This is a genomic window from Bacteroides sp. LFL-34 (assembly GCF_027257075.1).
In the GTDB taxonomy this organism is placed as follows: Bacteria; Bacteroidota; Bacteroidia; order Bacteroidales; family Bacteroidaceae; genus Bacteroides; species Bacteroides ovatus.
Window position 1 is genome coordinate 32400 of sequence record NZ_JAPQKZ010000010.1, and the last position, 20538, is coordinate 52937.

The 20538-nt window shown below is 43.6% G+C and carries 17 protein-coding genes and 1 pseudogene; 12 read left to right on the plus strand and 6 right to left on the minus strand.

What is annotated here, in order from left to right; genetic code table 11:
* The first annotated feature begins 19 nt into the window (after window positions 1-19).
* From N5O98_RS07780 to N5O98_RS07805, 6 genes are all read left to right on the plus strand, one after another.
* Window positions 20-2329: an ATP-binding protein gene (locus N5O98_RS07780; protein ID WP_195664422.1), complete on the plus strand. Its 2310-nt coding sequence runs from the start codon at window positions 20-22 to the stop codon at window positions 2327-2329.
* Window positions 2298-3608, plus strand: a complete 1311-nt coding sequence (locus N5O98_RS07785) for a sigma-54-dependent transcriptional regulator (RefSeq protein ID WP_195664423.1) — start codon at window positions 2298-2300, stop codon at window positions 3606-3608. Before N5O98_RS07780 ends, N5O98_RS07785 begins: the two co-directional genes overlap by 32 nt.
* Window positions 3609-3892: 284 nt before the next feature.
* Window positions 3893-4318, plus strand: a complete 426-nt coding sequence (locus tag N5O98_RS07790) for a dihydrofolate reductase family protein (RefSeq protein ID WP_057327245.1) — start codon at window positions 3893-3895, stop codon at window positions 4316-4318.
* A 209-nt stretch (window positions 4319-4527) separates the two neighbouring features.
* Window positions 4528-4845 carry a helix-turn-helix domain-containing protein gene (locus tag N5O98_RS07795; protein WP_057327233.1) on the plus strand — a complete coding sequence of 106 codons (318 nt, stop codon included), beginning with the start codon at window positions 4528-4530 and terminating at the stop codon, window positions 4843-4845.
* A 20-nt stretch (window positions 4846-4865) separates the two neighbouring features.
* Window positions 4866-5162 (plus strand): helix-turn-helix domain-containing protein, encoded by a 297-nt coding sequence (locus N5O98_RS07800; RefSeq protein ID WP_005793990.1) that lies wholly within the window; start codon window positions 4866-4868, stop codon window positions 5160-5162.
* The gene (locus tag N5O98_RS07805; protein WP_005793988.1) at window positions 5159-5470 is read left to right on the plus strand and encodes a helix-turn-helix domain-containing protein; all 312 of its coding nucleotides are present in this window, start codon (window positions 5159-5161) and stop codon (window positions 5468-5470) included. Before N5O98_RS07800 ends, N5O98_RS07805 begins: the two co-directional genes overlap by 4 nt.
* 47 nt (window positions 5471-5517) lie before the next feature.
* Here the strand turns inward: N5O98_RS07805 and N5O98_RS07810 are convergent, their stop codons facing one another.
* Window positions 5518-6825, minus strand: coding sequence for a site-specific integrase (locus N5O98_RS07810; RefSeq protein WP_195664424.1), 1308 nt, complete (start codon window positions 6823-6825; stop codon window positions 5518-5520).
* Between the two features lie 20 nt (window positions 6826-6845).
* Complete coding sequence (locus N5O98_RS07815) at window positions 6846-8069, minus strand: site-specific integrase (RefSeq protein ID WP_195664425.1); 1224 nt, start codon at window positions 8067-8069, stop codon at window positions 6846-6848.
* Between the two features lie 435 nt (window positions 8070-8504).
* On the opposite strand from N5O98_RS07815, the gene N5O98_RS07820 reads away from it, so the two are divergent.
* The gene (locus N5O98_RS07820) at window positions 8505-9557 is read left to right on the plus strand and encodes a hypothetical protein (protein ID WP_022199229.1); all 1053 of its coding nucleotides are present in this window, start codon (window positions 8505-8507) and stop codon (window positions 9555-9557) included.
* Between the two features lie 105 nt (window positions 9558-9662).
* On the plus strand, window positions 9663-10148 hold the full coding sequence (locus tag N5O98_RS07825; protein ID WP_015531387.1) for a hypothetical protein: 486 nt from the start codon (window positions 9663-9665) through the stop codon (window positions 10146-10148).
* Window positions 10149-10161: 13 nt separating this feature from the next.
* On the opposite strand, the gene N5O98_RS07830 is transcribed toward N5O98_RS07825, so the two are convergent.
* From N5O98_RS07830 to N5O98_RS07840, 3 genes are all read right to left on the minus strand, one after another.
* Window positions 10162-10527 carry an MmcQ/YjbR family DNA-binding protein gene (locus tag N5O98_RS07830; RefSeq protein WP_009038839.1) on the minus strand — a complete coding sequence of 122 codons (366 nt, stop codon included), beginning with the start codon at window positions 10525-10527 and terminating at the stop codon, window positions 10162-10164.
* A gap of 142 nt (window positions 10528-10669) precedes the next feature.
* Window positions 10670-12031 (minus strand): TPM domain-containing protein, encoded by a 1362-nt coding sequence (locus tag N5O98_RS07835; protein ID WP_269495587.1) that lies wholly within the window; start codon window positions 12029-12031, stop codon window positions 10670-10672.
* 181 nt (window positions 12032-12212) lie between these two features.
* Window positions 12213-12821 carry an HU family DNA-binding protein gene (locus tag N5O98_RS07840; protein ID WP_015531390.1) on the minus strand — a complete coding sequence of 203 codons (609 nt, stop codon included), beginning with the start codon at window positions 12819-12821 and terminating at the stop codon, window positions 12213-12215.
* 398 nt (window positions 12822-13219) lie between these two features.
* Between N5O98_RS07840 and N5O98_RS07845 the strand changes: the two genes are divergently transcribed.
* Both N5O98_RS07845 and N5O98_RS07850 read left to right on the plus strand, forming a co-directional pair.
* A complete protein-coding gene (locus N5O98_RS07845; protein WP_118161214.1) occupies window positions 13220-15304 on the plus strand; it encodes a BT4734/BF3469 family protein in 2085 nt (694 codons plus the stop codon).
* 42 nt (window positions 15305-15346) lie between these two features.
* Window positions 15347-15778: pseudogene (locus N5O98_RS07850) on the plus strand (BRO-N domain-containing protein); the annotation flags it as partial.
* 127 nt (window positions 15779-15905) lie between these two features.
* Here the strand turns inward: N5O98_RS07850 and N5O98_RS07855 are convergent.
* Window positions 15906-17072, minus strand: coding sequence for an exo-beta-N-acetylmuramidase NamZ family protein (locus N5O98_RS07855; RefSeq protein WP_118161213.1), 1167 nt, complete (start codon window positions 17070-17072; stop codon window positions 15906-15908).
* 69 nt (window positions 17073-17141) lie between these two features.
* On the opposite strand from N5O98_RS07855, the gene N5O98_RS07860 reads away from it, so the two are divergent.
* Together N5O98_RS07860 and N5O98_RS07865 are read left to right on the plus strand one after the other, a co-directional pair.
* Window positions 17142-17678, plus strand: a complete 537-nt coding sequence (locus tag N5O98_RS07860; RefSeq protein ID WP_004312347.1) for an HDIG domain-containing metalloprotein — start codon at window positions 17142-17144, stop codon at window positions 17676-17678.
* 89 nt (window positions 17679-17767) lie between these two features.
* Entirely contained in the window at window positions 17768-20482 is a 2715-nt protein-coding gene (locus tag N5O98_RS07865) for a putative LPS assembly protein LptD (protein WP_022199236.1), read from the plus strand.
* Window positions 20483-20538: the final 56 nt, after the last annotated feature.

Sequence of the window (20538 nt, forward strand, 5' to 3'; positions counted from 1 at the left end):
GACTTAAATATAGGACGCAATGAAAATAGAAAGGAAGATAGCCATTGGCTATACTATTATTGTCGCCCTAATTGGTGGTATCGTATATACGTACCTGCACGAGTGGCGACAGATGAACAGATTGGAGCGTGAAGTGAAAGAGATTCACCGACTCCGACAAAATGTACATGAAGCATACGTGCATATGCTCGACCTCACGATGTTCGGTGAGACGATCCTCGAATGGGAGGAGGCAGACACCGCACTCTACCGTGCCAAACGCATGGAGGTCGACAGCATTCTCTGCGAGTTCAAGAACTACTATTCGGGAGAACGAATAGATAGTCTGCGGCATCTGATGGCAGAGAAGGAAATCCAACTATTCAATATCTTCCAACTCTTTGAAAAACAGGTTGAACTTGGCGAAGAACTTGCCGAGCGTGTCCCCGTCATCGCTTATGAGAGTACGCAGGAGCCCCCGAAGAAGAAAGGTGGTTTCTTGGGACTCTTCAAGAAAAAGGAGAAGACTCCGCCTCAATCCACAACTTCCACGAAACTCTACACCCTCAATCGTGATGTCATCAGGAAACAGTCCGAGCAGAGCAGGCAACTATCCGAAACGGCAGATAGTCTGGCACAGCGTAATCTCAACATCAACCAACGTCTGAAGAGTCTAATTGCTGCAATGGATGAGCGTGTCACGACAGACCTGCAAGAGCGTGAGCAACAGATCATTGAGACCCGTGAACGGACAAAAGTATGGTTGGGAGGTATAACAGCCTTCATCTTCCTTGCTCTGCTGCTCTCATACATCGTAATTATGCGTGACTACGGGCGTAAAGAGCGTGGTCGCCGCAAATTGGAGGCAAGCAACTGCAAAAATGCCGAGTTGCTTGAAATGCGTAACAAGATCATCATGACCATATCGCACGATATCCGTGGCCCGCTCAACGGTATCAGCGGTAACGCAGAGCTGGCTATGGATATGAGGGACAAGAAGAGACGCAACCACAAGCTCAGGAACATTACCATTCTATGCAAGCATGTCCTGCACCTTGTAAATAACCTCCTTGATGTCTATCGTCTGGATGAAGCCAAGGAGACTCCGAATCCCGTTCCGTTCCACCTGTCCGAGTCGTTGGAGAGAATAGCCGACAGCGTATCACACCTGATAAAGGAGAAGGGACTGCAATTCAAGCATCGCAACACAAATACAAATGTCACGGTAAAGGGTGATAAGGACAAGATAGAGCGTATCATCAACAATCTCATCACCAATGCTGTCAAATTCACATCCGAGGGAAATGTATGTTTCAAGGCTTCGTATGAGAATGGCTGGCTGACAATGAAGGTAAGCGATACGGGAGTCGGCATCTCCGAAGATATGATGAAACGCATATATGTACCATTCGAGCGTGCTACAAATGAGAATAATGCCGATGGCTACGGTCTTGGTCTGCCTATCACCAAAGGTCTTGTCACTCTGCTTGGTGGAACGATTGAGGTGGAGAGCAAGCAAGGTGCAGGAACGATCTTCATTGTTAAATTGCCTCTGCCTGTAACCGATGAGAGTGTGGAAGAGGAAACGGTAATGGATGATATCTCGCATCACCTGCCTGGCAGCGTAATCACCATTGACGATGATACCTTGCAGTTGGAGGTAATCAAGGAGATGCTGGAGCGTAACGGTGTCTCGTGCAAGACCTGCATCAATGCCAAAGAACTCTTTGAGGAGATTAGAAATAAGGACTACGACCTTGTGCTGACCGACATTCAGATGCCCGACACCAATGGTTACAGAGTCTTGGAATTGTTGCGTAAATCACGCATAGGCAATTCCCGAACCGTACCGGTGGTGGCGATGACCGCCAGAGAGGATGGCGACAGACAGGCTCTGCTGGATGCTGGCTTTGACGGCTGTATCTTCAAGCCGTTCTCCATGGTAGACCTGCTGCAACACCTCGCCTCCGTAGTCAAGGAGAGGGAACAGAACGAAAGTGCTGATTTCTCCGGACTGCTTGCTGAGGTTACAGACAAAAGGAAGGTATTGAGATTACTGCTGGAGAGCTGTGAGAAGGATATGACGGATTTGAAGATTGCGATGACAACAGAGAAGGTGGAGTCCATGCGTAATGTCGTACATCGTATGATGCCGATGTGGGAGATGCTCTCAATGGAGAACACACTCCTTGCATACCGCAAGGCATTGAAGGAACAGGATAATGATATTCAGGCATTATTGGTACATACAGGACAGATTATAACCCACATAGAGCGTCTAATGGAGGATGCCCGTAAAGAGATAGAGAGAATAGCCGATGAAGAAACGGATACTGATAGTAGAGGATAATATAGCCCTCTCGCATATACAGAAAGACTGGCTGGAGCGTGAAGGATATTCAGTAGCTACGGCTATGAATGAGCCCTTTGCCCACAAACTGCTACGCAAGGAACAGTTCGACCTGATACTTTCAGATGTGCGTCTGCCACAAGGCGACGGCATACACCTCCTTGAATGGATTGGCAAGGAGAAGATGGATATTCCATTTGTGATAATGACCGAATATACCTCCATTACCGATGCTGTCAAGGCTATCAAGATAGGTGCAAAAGATTATCTTTCCAAGCCTGTATATCACGAGCAGCTGGTGGAGATGGTCAAGGAACTGCTGAAGCCCATAGCAACGATGCGCAGCAAGGAGAAGGAACTATTCAAGCGTATAAGTCCAAAGGCAAGGGAGGCGGAGCATCTTGCCGAAATCGTTGCCTCATCGGACATAACGGTATTGATACTCGGAGCCAATGGTACGGGTAAAGAGTCCATCGCCCGAAGCATTCACTTCCACAGCACCCGTAAGGATATGCCTTTCGTGGCGGTGAACTGCGGAGCGATACCTCGTGAACTTGCCGCCTCGATGTTCTTCGGACATACGAAAGGAGCATTTACGGGTGCAGACACTGATAAGGGAGGTTACTTCGATGCCGCCAAAGGTGGTACGCTATTCCTTGATGAGATAGGCACTTTGCCATTTGAAATGCAATCCTCATTGCTTCGTGTATTGCAGGAGGGGACATTCATGCCTGTCGGCTCAAGCAGGGAGCGTGTGGCAGATGTGCGTATCGTTGCCGCCACCAACGAGAATATGGAGAAGGCTATTGCTGACGGTCGTTTCCGTGAGGATCTGTATCACCGTTTAGGTGAGTTTGAGATACACCAACCATCACTATGTGAATGTCCCGAAGATATACTCCCGCTTGCCAACTTCTTCCGCGAGAAATATTCGGCGGAGCTTCATAGGAAAAGAACGGGCTTCACGGCTGAAGCGGAACGGTTGTTGCTCTCACACTCCTGGTCAGGTAACATCAGGGAGTTGCAGAACAAGATTAGACGAGCGGTATTGATGGCCAAAGATACGCTCATTGACTATGCGGATTTGAACATTACTCCTGCAATACAAACAGATGCTTCGGAGGCTCCACTGCTTCCGTTAAAGGACGAGGAACTGGAGAAACAGAGCATCATCAGAGCCTTGCAGTCGTGTGGTGGTGTTAAGACAAAAGCGGCTCAAATGCTCAATGTAGACTCATCTACACTATACCGTAAGATGAAAAAGTACGGCATAAAATGATGATTGTGGGGGTAATATGAACCGCGTATCGGCAAAAAGTTGTATCTTTGAGCCGTAAAATTGAAATATCGTGACAGAACATTAATGGTCTCTGTCCGTTTACATAACATAAGTTCGCAAGAATCCTAAACAGAAATCTGGCAGTGGAAGTTAAAGTGATGAATTGCGTAATGCTTATGCTATGCGTATGCATAGCGTGGCATCGCGTGTATCACTTTGGGCTTGCCAGAGCCTCTGTTTAGATGCGTGATGACCACGCTTCTTTTTTGAACGGAGGTAACGATATGGCAAAGATTCAGATCATAACAGCAGTGACAATGGACGGCTTTCTTCCGAAAGCTGACGAGAACCTGATGCAGTGGGTGTTGAACGACTCAAAGGGTTTTCCTTATTGGCACGAGCGTAGCATCTACCGTCTTGTACCAAACTATCCGTTGCTTGACCTGCTTGCTGAAAGAGACTCCGACAAGAACAGATCCGACATCTACATCGCTGAAATATCCGACACGCAGAGCATAGAGTTTATGCGTGGACTATCACGCTACAACCTTATTGATGAGATGGTCGTCTATACTCTGCCACTTATTCTCGGCAAAGGTACACCCGTATTCGATGACCTTACTCCGAGCCGTTGGAATGTTCATAAGACCACAACCTTCCCTAACGGAATAACACGCATCATCTATCGCAACTCTTGCATTTTGCAATAGCAGATTGCGAAAAAGTCTTGCATTTTGCAATACTTTAAAAAGCCCCGATTTTTACGCTGAAAATTTTTATTTCACTGATACACAATGCTGTATCGGTGTCTTTTTATGTCATTTCATGTCGTTGGCACGCCAAATGCCCTTTAGATAGTATAACCTGTTGCGCAACACGGTGTAGTAACCCGATTATTTACACTTAAACAGATTATACGATGTTACAGATAAATAATGAAACCGCCCATGCGATGTTCTACAAACTGATGGAACGCTTCGATAAGATTGAGAAGATGCTGGAGCGACAGAACAAGATGAAGGAGTGTCTCGATGGCGATACCCTGCTGGATAACTACGACCTGAGCAAACTGCTTGGCGTGACTCACCGTACCCTTGCTCGCTACCGCCAGAAGAAACTTATCCGCTACTATATGATTGACGGACGCACATACTACAAGGCTTCCGAGGTCAAGGACTTCTTCGAGCAGAAGGGCTTGCCACTTCCGGCAAGCATGAGAAATAATCCCAATGTCTAACCTCAAAACAAGTATGGAATATGGAAATCGTATGTATAGATAAGAAGGCATTTGATGAGATATGCAGCCACTTCAACGAGTTTGAGGATAGAGTGAACAGACTATGCCGACCTAATCAGGATCTTGGCCTAAAGAACTGGATGGATAACCAGGATGTGTGTCAGATACTCCGCATCTCGAAACGAACACTGCAAGTGTACCGAGAGAAGGGCTTGATACCGTTTGCACGCATAAAGCACAAGATATTCTACAAACCCGAGGATATTCAGAGATTCATTGACAGCACTTATCACCCCATTAAAAAGAAAAGACCATGAGCAGCTTTTTTATAGACAAGACTGACCCGCATATCGCGGAGATACTTGAGCGTTTGAGACGAGTAAACAAAATTCTTCAAAAGACGGAGACTCTGGTACAACCTACATTGAACAATGAGAGGTTTCTGACTGATGAGGAACTCTCCAAGATACTCAGAGTGAGCCGCCGCACATTGCAGGAGTATCGCTCGGCAGGTGCAATACCTTACTACCTTGTTCAGGGCAAAGCTCTTTACAAGGAGTCTGAGATTGAAAAGATTCTCAATGATTCCCATAAACGCTGCGTAGAGGAACAGCGATGGGTATGACCCTAAACAATAGCAACGACCCCGATTTGAGGCCGTTGCTATTGTTTTTATACTGTTGTCCGCTTCCATTTGATACATCTCTCAAACTTCAGACCCTCATCTGCGAGTTCTATCTTCTTGTCTGCTGTAACCTCACGCAAGCGTTTCATATCCTCATCAACCTTCTTATCCGTAACATGGGCATAAATCTGTGTGGTGGTGATGGAGGTATGTCCCATCATCTTACTTACCGTCTCAATAGGTACACCCAGCGATAAAGTAATATGCGTTCCGAAATTATGACGAGCTTTGTGGTAGGTAATATGAAAGCCATACACCTCACTCAACTCCTGCATTAGCATTGACATATAGTTTCGATCCCAGGTATTGAATACCTTATCACTTTGCCGCTCATGCTTGTACTTTTCGATAATCCGAAGTGGTATATCCAACAGACGAATAGATGATAGTGTGTCAGTCTTCTTACGCTTGATGTGTATCCACCAGCTGCCATCTTCTGCCTGTGTTATATCGTTCACGGATAACCGTCTTAAATCAGCGTATGCCAATCCTGTAAAAGTCGAGAAGATAAACCAATCGCGTACCCGTTGCAATTGAGGCTTATCTACAGGCGTTGACATCAAGGTTTTAAGATCCTCCAACTTCATATGTCGGCTCTTGCGCTTAGGCAACGGTGGATGTAGTCGACAGTAAGGATCTCTACGCAAAGTGCCTTGACTGACGGCTCGCATTGTCATCTTTTTCAGTCTATACAAATGTTCGTGTACCGTCTTGGGACTTAGACGACAATCGCTTTGCAGGAATATCTCAAAGTCGTCATAGAACACCTTGTCAAGGCTTCGCAATGTGACATCTTCCACACCTCGTTTCTCCTGAATAAACGCTGCAAGGTGCTTGTATGAGCGTTGATAACAATCGTAGGTCTCCTTGATTCTATCCACGCCAACACGCTTCTTGAACTCCTCGTTATGTTCACGGAAGAGGGCAAGCAATGTTACAGGCTTTTGGCCGATACCCTTGACTGCGTTCTTGACAAGTTCTGCGGTAACAAAGCCTAAACTCTTCTTGATATGATTATAGTGTTCGGTTATCCCCTTGGTAAGTTCGTCAATGGCTCTGTTTACCGTTACGGCATTTTCGCTACGACCATCGGCACGACCCTTATCGGGATTCCAGATAGAAGGATTCACCGATACTTTCGTACCGATTTGTTCCCATTCAGCATCAATGCTAACTTTACACAATAGTTGGCACATACCATCCTTGCGTACTTTCGTGCGGTTGATGTAGAACAATATGGCGAAGGTACTGCGACGCTTCGTGTTCTGATTCTCTGTATTCTTGTCTGTTCTCATATTTAGTCGCTTTAATGGTTTCAAATGGCGATTGTAAAGCGTTCACTAATCTTGCTGTCGAGCCTTTTAGTGTCAGCATCAATCTTTTCATCGGTTACTTTGGCATAAATCTGAGTGGTATCCACCCGTGTATGTCCCAGCATCTTGCTGACCGTTTCCAATGGTACACCATGCGAGAGAGTAATCTCTGTAGCGTATGTATGTCTGGCCGCATGAAAGACGATTCTACGGTTGATACCGCATATTGCGGCAATCTTTTTTAGGGAAAGATTTACGTCTGAATTGCTGTACATAGGCAACAGCTTTCCATTGGGCTCTACATCACGATACTTATTAAGTATATGTAAGGGAACCTCAAGGAGCGGAACCTCATACTCGACCTTGGTCTTTTTACGGGAGGTCCGTATCCAGAGCGTGCCGTTTTCATCCGTTACCAAATCTTCTTTGGTCAACATACACATATCTCCATAAGATATTCCGGTGTAGCAGGAGAACAAGAATAAATCTCTGACGATGTAAAGTCTTGCATTATGCAATGGTGTTGTCATAATCAACTCTAATTCCTCTGCCGTGAGATACTTCTGTTCACGCTGTGGGCGTTCAGGCTCGTAACCCCAGAATGGATTGAAAGTAAGAATACCATCTGCTACGGCTTCATTGATAATGGTTCTAAAAGAGGTTGTAAGATGGACTATCGTACCAAGAGCCAAATGGCAGTCTGTTCGTAAGTGAAGATCATATTTCTCAATAAACGAACGATCGAGTGCCGTAAAGGGAATATCTGTCAGTTTGTATTTCTCATTGAGGAATTTCTCTACATGCATATAGGCATACTTGTAAGCACGAAGAGAACCTGCGACACGATTCACACCTACACGTTTCTCGAAGTTCTTGATAAAGGCGCGGAAATAACTCATCAAGGTCTGCTGCCTCGAAGCCATACCCAAAAGCAGGCACTTGACATCTTCGGCACTTACTCCTTCTCGTATTGCCGATTGTTCTTGATAGATATGTAGAGCCGAGGCTCTGATCTCGTCTAACTGACGGTTGATTTCGCGTGCTGCGACACTCTTGCCCGTAGCACGACCTGAGTGCCACATTGTATGTGGCACAGACATCTTAACGCTGAATGCCGCTTCTGAATACTTGCCGACATTCAACCTTGCCATTACGGGGCAGTTCCCTTTGGCATCTGCTTCGCTCTTTTTGAGGTAGAACGACACCTTTACATCTGCCTGATTCATAACTCATTTCTTTGGTTGCAAAAATAAATTTTACAGAGTTAATGAACGGCATGTAGAACATAGCGGAACAAGGCAACAAGTACTTGACAATTAATCTCATTCCCGTATTTTTCTTCCAACGAGAAAAAATGATTACCTTTTTCAGTGCAATGATAGAAAAAACAAGCGTTCTTTGTGGCTGTTGTAGGGTATGTGCAAGAGATTAAAGATGCTGTTTCTACCAACTTTCCCTTCCATAAAAAGGCAACGGATAGGTAGCATTTCTTTCTCTAATACCCACCATATACGGCTCCTTCTGCCGAAATTAACAATATGGTGAGGTAACACAAAAATGGTATATGTACCAACCACTTATCAAATTTCACCCTTATCCTGCCATTATTACGCAAGTTCTTGTTATCTTTGCGTCGAAACATTGTAACACACAAAGAAAACATGAAAAATAAAGCCGTTGTAGTTCTTGTTATTTTAGGAAGTTTGATTATATCGATATTTGCAGGTTGCCAACAATCTCCTTTGAAATACATTCCCCCGACAATAGATTCTGTCAATAACGACAAAAGCAGGATGGGGTTGAACGGAAAAGTCAAAACGTTGGATATCTATTATTATCGTCCGGAAAATACATCGTCTTTCTTCTCGGTGAAATTCAAAAAAGGCGAGAAATGGGAAGAGGACGGAATACATCACTACCATTTTCATTTCAATATCGACGGCAATCTTGCTCAATGCAACGAGTACGACAAACAAGAAAATATTATCCGAAAGACCGATTATACCTATGAGACTTGGGGATATACATCTACACTTAGCTTTCCGAAAACTAACAGTACGATTGTCAGTAAGTATAATACTGACGGGAAACTACTGGAAATTGTGTATAGTGATTCCCATGGGGAGATAAATACTTATGACGACAGGGGAAATCTTATCCGAACCAAACAGATTGACGGCACGATTGACAAACCGGCTATGACCGAATATGATTATAACGAACATGATTTGTTGGTAGAGAAGAGGGAATATTATAATATAGGGGAATTATCGGGAAAAACAGTCTATGAGTATGATACAAATGGCTTGTTGGCGCAGACCCAAGTGTATGATTTGTTGAGTCGTGATAGGCCGGAAACGCATTTCATCTATGAATACAGTGACAGTAACCGCGTTGTGAAAAAATATAGGATTGACGATGAAGGTAATAAAGAGTTAGAGTCCTGGTGTAAACGTGAATATTATCCGAACGGTAAACTGAAAACCGTTGTTCGTAATAGTATCGTGCAAGAGAAATACGATGAACAAGGACGACCGATTGACGAGCGGCCAGGATTTGAAATACTCTACAAAGACTTCCAAGACTACGGCTGTGATGCGAATGGCAACTGGATTGAAACAAAGAATTTCAAAGATTATGTTGATTTTGGCACGGGGCTCGGTCGTATATTAAAACCTTATGTCGAGCGTATTTTTACTTATTACGAAGAATAAAAGCTTAAAATTGAACAATATGCACACAAACACACCCACATAGCAAGCGGTAAGATTCCAGAAATCATAGTAACATTGTTAGTGCATACTAAAAAAAAGAAAACGATGGGAAAAGTAATGAAAGTATTCAAGACACTGATAAACGAGTTGTTTGGAACTAAGAGAGAGTATAAAGTGGAAGGTTTGGGCATCTTTACCTGTAAGGTTTGTGATTGGTGGCGAGATAAATGTTACCTTTGGAGTGGTGCAGTGCAGTTGCCTTTTTACTCGGTAGAAACTCTTGTTTTGATAGAAGGGGACGCTTCTGCTCCGTTCTCCAGGCAATTATTGGAATTACAGGTGCTATTGCAGAACTGGGTACCTATGGCAGAACAACTAGATAGCATGCTGTCCAGCAAAAGCCAGCAGAAACATAAAGAAAAAATATACGGATCCTGGCAGGATGATTTTTATCCCTATACGATCGTGCCGGCTGTACTATATAGTGACAGTTGGGAGATTGTGTTTTACAGGAATAGTGGTGTAAATTATAATTTCACTGTTTTTTGGAAAGACAACAGAGTACAGGATTTACGTTTGGGAGGTTCTTGAATCCTTCCTTTATTTATAGCATTTCCCGTTCTTTCTTTGTCAAACTTTTGACTACAATATCGTAGGAGTTGCTTACAAGCTCTTTGATTTTCTCATCAGGTACATCTTGGTTGAAATAGACACTGATCCAATATTTCTTGTTCATGTGCCATCCTGGCCTTATGCCGGTATATTCAGTTTGCAGTTCTCCGGATTCGTCAGGGTTGCATTTGATACAACAAAAATCGAAAATCTCAATGTTAACGAAACAGAACCATTTGTCCGCTACATAAAAGCATAGAACGTCACGGCTATATTTGTCGGGCACATTGGGAAACGGCATCTTCTCATGGACTCCCTTAAAAGACAGGCAATATTCTCTAAATTCTTCGATATTCATTTCACTTTTTTATGTTCGGTTATCTATGCAAAAATAGTTAGAATAAAGGAGTGGATAACCATCTTTCTATGAAAATATTCAGGTGAGATGTGTTTCCACGTCTTTGTTTGGTTAGTCGACTTCTTCAAATGAATAGCCGATCTTAAAAACTACTTGACGCTCCACCGCCACCGCTACGTCCACCACCAAAACTGCCGCTACTGCTACTGCTGCCGCTACTACTACTGCTGCCGCTACTACTACTACTGCTGCTACTACTGTGACTATTACTAGGACTGTCACTATTTGGGGGTGTCTTGCGGGGAATCTTCTGTGTTGTCTGCTTTTTATCTCCGCACATTAAGCAAAGATAGTCGGCAACCTCCAATCCGGCATCGGAATATGTGGCTTCTTTAACTGTTTTCCACGGACTGATACGCTTGGAAGCAATGGTATGGCATTGATTACACATCTTATATTCGCTTCCGACGACAGATTTATACCGCAATATCCAGCCGCAGGAAGTACATTGATAAATACGGTGGATGGCAGAACCTAGTTTGTGTTCCATTTGCTCGGAAGCAGATAATAAAGGGGTTGCAAGCTCATTGGATAAAAGTTGTAAAGCCACAGCTTTGCAAGAGTCGCAGGTCTTACTCTGCAAAATAACACGTTGTTTTTGGTAGAACTTATACCATAAGGATGCCGCAATAAGTGCAGGCCAGACCGGAAAAAACAACACAAGACATCCAAGTGGGCTGTAAAGTGTCAGGACTTTGATTGCTGCTAATGCTGAACCGTCTTTGGGGCGAGCTTTATTTACCTTCATGCGATAAGTGAGAACATTTACCAGTATCAAGAATATCCAAAGCATAGGCGACTGATTTGCCAGAAAATTCCACAACGTATTGCCGGCACTTTTCCAGTAATTATCAGAAATGCCTTGAGAAACTGGTTCATAGTCGCTTCCATAGAGCACCAATGTTACAGCCCGGACTCCCTCTGTCATTCCTCTGTCAAAGTCGTTTTTTCTAAACCACGGAACCATTTTATTCTGTTGAATGCGAAAGCATAAAGCGTCGGGAAGTACTCCTTCTAAACCGTATCCGGTTGCGAAAGTGACTTTACGTTGATCGAGTACTAAAAGAATCAGTAATCCGTTGTCGTCCGCTTTCTTTCCGATGCCCCAGTGCTCAAAAAGCTTGTGGGCAAACTCTGCCGGAATATCTTCTCCAATAGAAGAGAGCGCAACAACCGCCACTTCAATACTCAATGAGTCTTCTAACTGTGACAACATATTATTTATCTCCCACACATAACTTTCATCCAATATCTGATTCGGATTGCTAACCCAATTGGAAGAGCTTTCATTACGCGGATTGGGGACATCTGTTACTTTATAAATTTCTACTGTTTGTTCGTGCTCTAAAGCCAATGCAAAAGCATGACTACCAAAGGCATAACAGAAAACAAGAAGTAATGTCCGGGCTATTTCCCTGAAGCTTTTTTGTGTTTTATCTTTCATTGTTTTGTTATTAACTGATTGTTCTTAGAGTAGAAAATAACTATCACAACTCTCATTCTTTTTGCTAATATAGTTATAATCTGATGAATAAGAATGATAGATGTCTCTGAAATTTTGTATCCATCATACTTTCTTCATGAAATATGGGTATCTATCATTCTTATTCCACTGTTTTTACTGTTTAATCTTTCATGGTATTAACCCGCACATAAATTTTATGACTGCCGCTTCCAATGGTGTCAAGTACTCCTTCCTTTACCCAACCGTTCAATTCATTCAGCGCTTTGTTCTTTAGTAGTCCCGTCAGTTGCGTATACTCTTTGCGTCGTATCATCGGTCGTTCATCCAGAAACCTCTCCAACCTGCGCCGACGCTCTTCCACCGGAACTTCGGCGGAATGTGCAAATCCCGACTTCGCTTTTTCTACAAATCCGCGAACCTTCTTTCGGAAAGAAGATGATGGACGAAAATTTACATTATCGAAATAAATGGACTGTGCATGTATCTCTTTGGCATCCATCACCGGACGTGCTTTCAGCTTGGCTGAAAAATATCCTAGGTTCCCCAACTGGACGTGATGTCCGCTGACTAAATATTCGGATATTTTATTTTCAATAGCCAGCTGAACTCCTTCAATATCTGCCGGCGTAAAGCTGGAAGCTTGAGCGATCTCTTTTACAATTTGTTGAAAGTCGATGGTTCCGTTCGATACGATGCGGGGATACAACGGCTGTTCGTCTTCGTCTTCTTTCGAAGACGGTTTTTTGCGAAAATCATACTTTGCGTACATGTCTTTTCTGTTATGGGTTAATGTGGCTAAAACGCCTTTTGAAAGGCATTTTAATGATTGTTTTGCAGCAAGATAACCTACAATTGAAGCCTGGATAATCAACTGGAATCAGTGGCTTTTCTTGGGCACACATTTGTGGGCTGTAGAGCCCACAAATGTAAACTATACAGCCCGCATAGGTGGGCTGTACGGCACACTTATGCGGGCTGAAGTCTTACTGCCTGCAAAGATACATTATCCTGCCTTTATTCGCAAATTTAGTAAGCATTATTTCTATAAAATAAAGTCGTGTGGCGTGGCAAATAAAAGCAGTGAAATTTGTTTGGACGAAGAGCATGTTGTATCTTTGTATGGCTGTAGTGCAGCTTTCCTTTTACTGGAAATAATAATAAAAAAAGATGAAAATAACATTAGTCAGAGACGATGGCAAGGTAAAAACCTTACGAACGTTGAAAATGGAGCTCCTTTTGGAGCAGATGAAAACGGAAGTCAAGACGCAGCCCGTCTCAAAGATGAGGGAAGTCTTGCGGTATACTCTTCCGGGAAATTCGATTGAAGAGGTGCGTAAAGTTCCCAAAGTGATGCCTGCCGCAGCTTTTGTCCGTAAAGAAGGGGTAATGACCTTGAATGAATATAACGGCATAGTGATGATGGAAGTCAACAATCTTTCAGGAAGAGCGGAAGCCGACGAAATAAAGGAACTGGTCAAAGAGCTTCCGCAAACATACCTTGCTTTTACCGGATCTTCCGGCAAATCAGTAAAGGTATGGGTACGGTTCACCTATTCGGACGACCGCTTGCCGACTTTACGCGAGCAAGCGGAACTTTTTCACGCGCATGCTTATCAGACGGCTGTGAAATATTATCAGCCACAACTGCCTTTTGATATCGAACTGAAAGAACCGTCGCTCGAACAATATTGCCGGCTGACGTATGATCCTGAACTTTATTTCAATCCGAAAGCAATGCCCATTTATATGAAGCAGCCCGTCAGTCTTCCGTCCGAAACGACTTTTATCAAACGAACGCGGGAAACTGATTCTCCTTTGCAGCGAATGGCGCCCGGATATGAAAATTATGAAGCATTGTCGGTGCTTTTCTCTGCTGCATTCAACAGGGCGCTCGAAGAACTGGACGGATATCGGGAGGGAGACGATCTGCAACCGCTACTAGTGTGTTTGGCGGAGCATTGCTTTCGGGCAGGTATTCCCGAAGAAGATACGGTGCGGTGGACAAAGGCGCACTACCGGCTCCCTTCGGACGAGTTACTGATTCGCGAAACTGTGAAAAGTGTCTACCGTTCCGCCAAGGGATTCGGCAAGAAGAGCAGTCTGACGGCCGAACAGCTTTTCGCCATGCAGATGGACGAATTTATGAAGCGCCGTTATGAATTTCGATACAATACGCTGACCACGGAAGTGGAATATCGCGAACGGAATAGTTTTAATTTCTATTTTCGTCCGGTAGACAAGCGGGTGCTGGCGAGTATCACGATGAATGCCATGTATGAAGGGGTGAAAATGTGGGATAGGGACGTAATCCGCTATTTGGATTCCGACCATGTGCCTGTTTATCAGCCTGTGGAGGATTTTTTGTATCATCTGCCTCACTGGGATGGTAAAGACCGGATTTTGGAACTGGCCAACCGTGTTCCCTGTGATAATCCGCATTGGGCGCCGTTGTTCCGTCGGTGGTTTTTGAATATGGTTGCCCATTGGAGGGGAATGGATAAGAAACACGCCAACAGTACGTCACCTTTGCTGATTGGCCCGCAGGCATATCGGAAATCGACTTTTTGCAGAATGCTTCTTCCTCCTGCTTTACAGGCGTACTATACGGATAGCATTGATTTCAGTCGGAAACGGGACGCGGAGTTGTATCTGAATCGCTTTCTGCTTATCAATATGGATGAATTCGACCAGATTAGCCCTACCCAACAGGCTTTTCTGAAACATATTCTGCAAAAGCCGGTGGTGAACACACGTCGTCCGAATGCTTCGGCAGTGGAAGAGCTTCGCCGGTATGCATCGTTCATTGCCACGAGCAATCATCGGGATTTGTTGACGGATACTTCCGGTAGCCGTCGTTTCATCGGTATTTACATGACAGGAGCTATAGATGTGTCGCGTCCTATTGATTATGAACAGCTTTATGCACAGGCGTTGGAGTTGCTTTATCACAACGAACGTTATTGGTTTGACTCCGAAGAAGAAGCTATCATGACGGAAAACAACCGTGAGTTTGAACAATCACCTGCCATCGAACAGTTATTTATGGTTTATTATCGTAGGGCGGAAGAAGAGGAAGAAGGAGAATGGCTACTGGCTATTGATATTCTGCGGCGGATTCAGAAAGCAAGTAAAATGACGTTTTCCGCCAGGCAGGCGTCTTATTTCGGACGTATCTTGCAGCGGCTCGGAGTGAAATCTAAACGGAAAACGTATGGTACGTATTATCATGTTGTACCTTTGGAGGTAGAATAGAATTTGTTATTTATTAATTATTTACATCAGATATATAATGCTATGACTAAAAAAGATGCTATAAAAGTATTTGAAGATAAAAAGATCCGTGCTGTTTGGGATGACCAAAAGGAGGAATGGTATTTTTCCATTGTGGATGTGATTGAAGTATTAACAGACAGTGAGCGTCCTCGTAAGTATTGGGGGGATTTAAAAAAGAAGTTGAAAACGGAAGGAAGTCAGTTGTCCGAAGAAATCGGACAACTGAAATTACCCTCTTCCGACGGCAAACTGTATAAGACAGATGTAGCTACAACCCAACAGCTTTTCCGTCTAATTCAATCTATTCCCTCGCCCAAAGCGGAACCCTTTAAAATGTGGATGGCTCAAGTCGCCAAAGAGCGTTTGGATGAAATGCAGGACCCTGAACTGACTATAAATCGGGCGATGATGGAATATAAATCTTTAGGTTACTCGGACAATTGGATTAATCAAGTATGATAGATACCCCGTTTTTGATGGTCTAAGTATGATAGATGCCGGAAATAATAGTTATCTATCATACTTATTCTTTTAATTATAAGTGGTTTATGAAAATGAATGAGAGTATGATACTAGTTTTTTACTCATAGAGAAGATATTTTTTTCTAATCTCCTTGTAATCCTGTAATTCCTTTTGCCAACTATTCCGGATAGCCTCTTCCGATTCTCCTTTGAGGATAGCTTTGCGTACGCTGTCAGTTCCCATCAGCAAATCAAACCATCGGGCACGGGAGAAGAAAGCTGCTTTTTCGCCGGATAAGCGATAAAAGTCCAAGAAGTAGCGGAGTGTAAATCCGTTCACATTGGTTACATTTCGGAGGTCTTCCCCATAACAGGTGATACCTTTGTGCATCGGATTTTTGTCAAAACCGGGTAAGGAGCGGGGAGTAAAAGTGAAACTTCCGTATTTCTTATTTGGTGCGCCCAATACTTGGAAAGGGAAAGTTGTCCCCCGTCCCACGCTGACGCGAGTGGCTTCAAAAGGACAAAGTGAGGCATACAATCGGATAGACTGGTCGTTCGGGAGGTTGGGCGACGGTTTGATGGGAAGTGAATAAGGTGCTCCGTGTTTCCATCCGGTCATTGGAATTACCTTTAATGAACAAGGATTTTTCTTGTTGGCAATCCATCCTTCCCCGTTTATCATCTGTGCCAGTTCGCCGATGGTACATCCGTGGAGAACCGGAAGAGGTAACATGCCGACAAAACTCCGGTAGGCAGGTTTGAGTATCGGACCATCCACATAATCGCACGGATTGGGGCGATCCAGTACAACCATTTCTTTCTTGTTCTCTGCGCAAGCTTCCATCACATAATACATTGTGCTTATATAGGTATAGAAGCGTGCCCCTACATCCTGAATGTCGAATACAATCACATCGATATCTTTTAGTTGGGCAGCAGACGGCTTTTTGTTGTCACCATAAAGCGATACGATAGGAATGCCGGTGCGGGAATCTTTTCCGTCTTTCACCGTTTCACCCGCATCTGCGTTACCACGGAAACCATGTTCGGGAGCAAATACCTTGACCACCCGGACGTCTCTCTTTAATAAGGTATCGAGAAGATGAACCTGCTTTCTTCCTACAACAGAAGTGTGATTGACCACCATTCCGATGCGTTTTCCTTTCAGCAACGGCAGATATTGATCCATCTGTTCTGCTCCCGTGACAATTTGACTGTTTACACGCATTGGCAACAACATAATGAACAAAAATATAAGAATGAAGGAAACTCTAGTTTGCATATCGGTAATTTTTTTGTAATATTGCACAAAAATATTAATTTCTCATCAAGAGAGCAAAAAATAAAGTACATGAATCCATACGAAATCATTGATAAGTATTATCCGGAGAATACCCAGCAGAGACAAATATTAGTAATACATAGTTTGGCCGTGTCCGGAAAAGCAATGAAAATGCTGGATGCTCATCCCGAATTGCGTTTAAACCGGAGTTTTGTAAAAGAAGCCGCTCTGTTGCATGATATTGGTATTTTTCAGACCGACGCTCCAACTATTCAGTGCTTTGGCACTCATCCTTATATCGCTCACGGATATTTGGGAGCCGAAATCTTGCGGGCGGAAGGTTTTCCCCAACACGCATTGGTGTGCGAACGCCATACGGGAGCCGGACTTTCGTTGGAAGATATCATTGCCCAGCAACTTCCTGTTCCTCATCGCGAGATGCTGCCCATCACCCTGGAAGAACAATTGATTTGCTTTGCGGATAAATTCTTTTCTAAAACCCATCTGGATGAAGAGAAAACAGTGGAGAAAGCACGGCAAAGTATTGCAAAATATGGTGAAGAAGGTCTAAGCCGCTTTGATAGATGGTGTTCTCTCTTTTTATAGCACTAAAAAATAATTAAATAACGAAGATTCTAACTCATATTTGGTGAAGATTGTGTACTTTTGCCACTTCAAGCGTAAACTATTAGTTAATGGCGCCATTGAAAGCAAAAATACTTATATCATTCATACTGCTGATTGTCTTACTGATGCTTCCCGATGAGGCTACGTCTCAACGTCGAAGAAGAGGAATGATTGCCTCCAATACCGCGAAAACGGATTCCCTTCAGGGAAATGATTCGTTGAAAGCAGATACGGTAACGGTACGCATTGATTCTATCGCACCGGTAAAGAAAAAACAACCACTCGATGCACCGGTTGTTTATGAATCTAACGACTCCACTGTCTTTACTTTGGGAGGAGCCGCTACACTTTATGGTAGCGGAAAAGTGAATTATCAGAACATCGAACTGGCTGCGGAAGTTATTTCGATGAATCTGGATAGTAGTACTGTGCATGCTTATGGTATCAAGGATACTACCGGAGTGGAAAAAGGTAAACCGGTATTTAAAGAAGGTGATACCTCGTATGATACGGAAACAATCCGATACAACTTCAAAACCAAGAAAGCAGGAATTACTGATATCGTCACCCAGCAGGGAGAAGGATATGTGACCGGAAGCAAGGCGAAGAAAGGGGCCAATGATGAAATTTTCATGGAGCATGGGCGTTATACAACCTGCGATCATCACGATCATCCCCACTTCTATATGCAGCTGACGAGAGCTAAAGTGCGCCCTAAAAAGAATGTAGTGACAGGACCTGCCTATCTGGTTGTGGAAGATGTGCCTCTGCCGTTGGCTGTGCCGTTCTTCTTCTTCCCATTCTCCAGCAGTTACTCTTCCGGTTTCATTATGCCGACTTATATGGATGACTCCAGTCGTGGTTTCGGTTTGGCAGAAGGAGGATATTACTTTGCCATGAGTGATATCATGGACTTGAAAATAACGGGAGATATCTTCACGAAAGGTTCATGGAGATTGTCCGGATTGACAAACTATAATAAACGCTATAAATATTCCGGTACGCTGCAAGCGGACTATCAGGTCACTAAGACTGGAGATAAAGGGATGCCGGACTATACAGTTGCTAAGGACTTTAAGGTGGTATGGAACCATCGACAGGATGCTAAAGCCAGTCCGAACACTACATTCTCTGCCAGTGTGAACTTCTCGACCAGTAGTTATGAACGTTCTAATATCAACAACCTTTATAATTCGCAGTTGTTGACTCAAAATACCAAAACATCAAGTATTAGTTATTCTCGTAGTTTTCCCGATATCGGTCTGACCTTATCCGGAACTACCAATATCGCACAGACAATGCGTGACTCTTCTATTGCGGTCACTTTGCCTGACTTGAATATTACGTTGAGCCGTCTGTTTCCGTTCAAGCGCAAGAAAGCGGCAGGAGCCGAACGTTGGTACGAAAAGATTTCCATTGGTTATACGGGACGTCTGACAAACAGTATCCGTACTAAAGATGACCATTTGTTCAAAGCCGGACTAAGCTCATGGGAGAATGCGATGAACCATAACATTCCTATCAGTGCTACTTTTACGCTGTTCAAATATTTGCAGGTCAATCCTTCTGTGAATTATACAGAACGATGGTACACCCGTAAAATCAATCAGCATTATAACGAAGATACTCACAGGCTGGAATCATTGCCGGGCGATTCTCTTAACGGCTTTTATCGTGTATCCAATTACTCGGCTAGTTTGGCTCTAAGTACGAAATTGTATGGTATGTATAAACCGATCTTTGCGAAGAAGAAGGAGATACAGATTCGTCACGTATTCACACCGCAGGTGAGTTTGAGTGGTGCTCCGGGATTTGGCAAGTACTGGGAAGAATATACCGATTATAATGGTAATACACAATATTATTCTCCTTTTACCAATCAGCCTTATGGCGTGCCTTCTCGTGAGGGGTCGGGAACGGTTAGTTTCTCGATAGCTAATAACTTGGAGATGAAGTATTATGACGCAAAGAATGATACAGTCAAGAAAGTTAGCCTTATTGATGATTTGAGTGCCAATATGTCCTATAATATGGCGGCAAAGGAAAGACCGTGGAGTGACTTAAGTATGAACCTCCGTCTGAAACTGACCAAGAATTATACTTTCAATATGAATGCCCAATTCGCTACGTATGCCTATACATTCGATAAAAGCGGTAATGTAGTGACTAGTAATCGTACAGAATGGTCGTATGGTCGTTTTGGGCGTTTCCAAGGATATGGCTCTTCTTTCAACTATACCTTTAATAATGACACATGGAAGAAATGGTTCGGTCCGAAAGAGGAGGATGAAAAAGGAAAAGATAAGAAGTCGGAGGATAGTGATGATGAAGAATCTGACGGAACGGAAGGAGATGGTACTACACCTAAGAAAGTAGAGAAAGCACAGGCAGACCCGGATGGTTATCAGGTGTTTAAGATGCCTTGGTCGTTGAGCCTTAGCTATTCGTTTAATATCCGTGAAGATAGGTCTAAGCCTATTAACCGTTATTCCATGCGATATCCTTATACGTATACGCATAACATCAATGCAAACGGAAATATAAAGATTTCTAATAACTGGTCGCTCTCGTTCAACTCGGGCTATGATTTTCAGGCAAAAGAGATTACGCAGACTTCTTGTACAATCTCCCGTGACTTGCACTGTTTCAACCTGTCCGCCAGTCTTTCTCCTTTCGGACGCTGGAAATATTACAATGTTACCATCCGTGCGAATGCAAGCATCTTGCAAGACTTGAAGTATGAGCAGAGAAGCCAAACGCAAAGTAACATTCAGTGGTACTAGGATAAGTTGAGAGTTGAGAGTGGAAATTCGGACGTGTAATTGTTTTGCTAGAATAT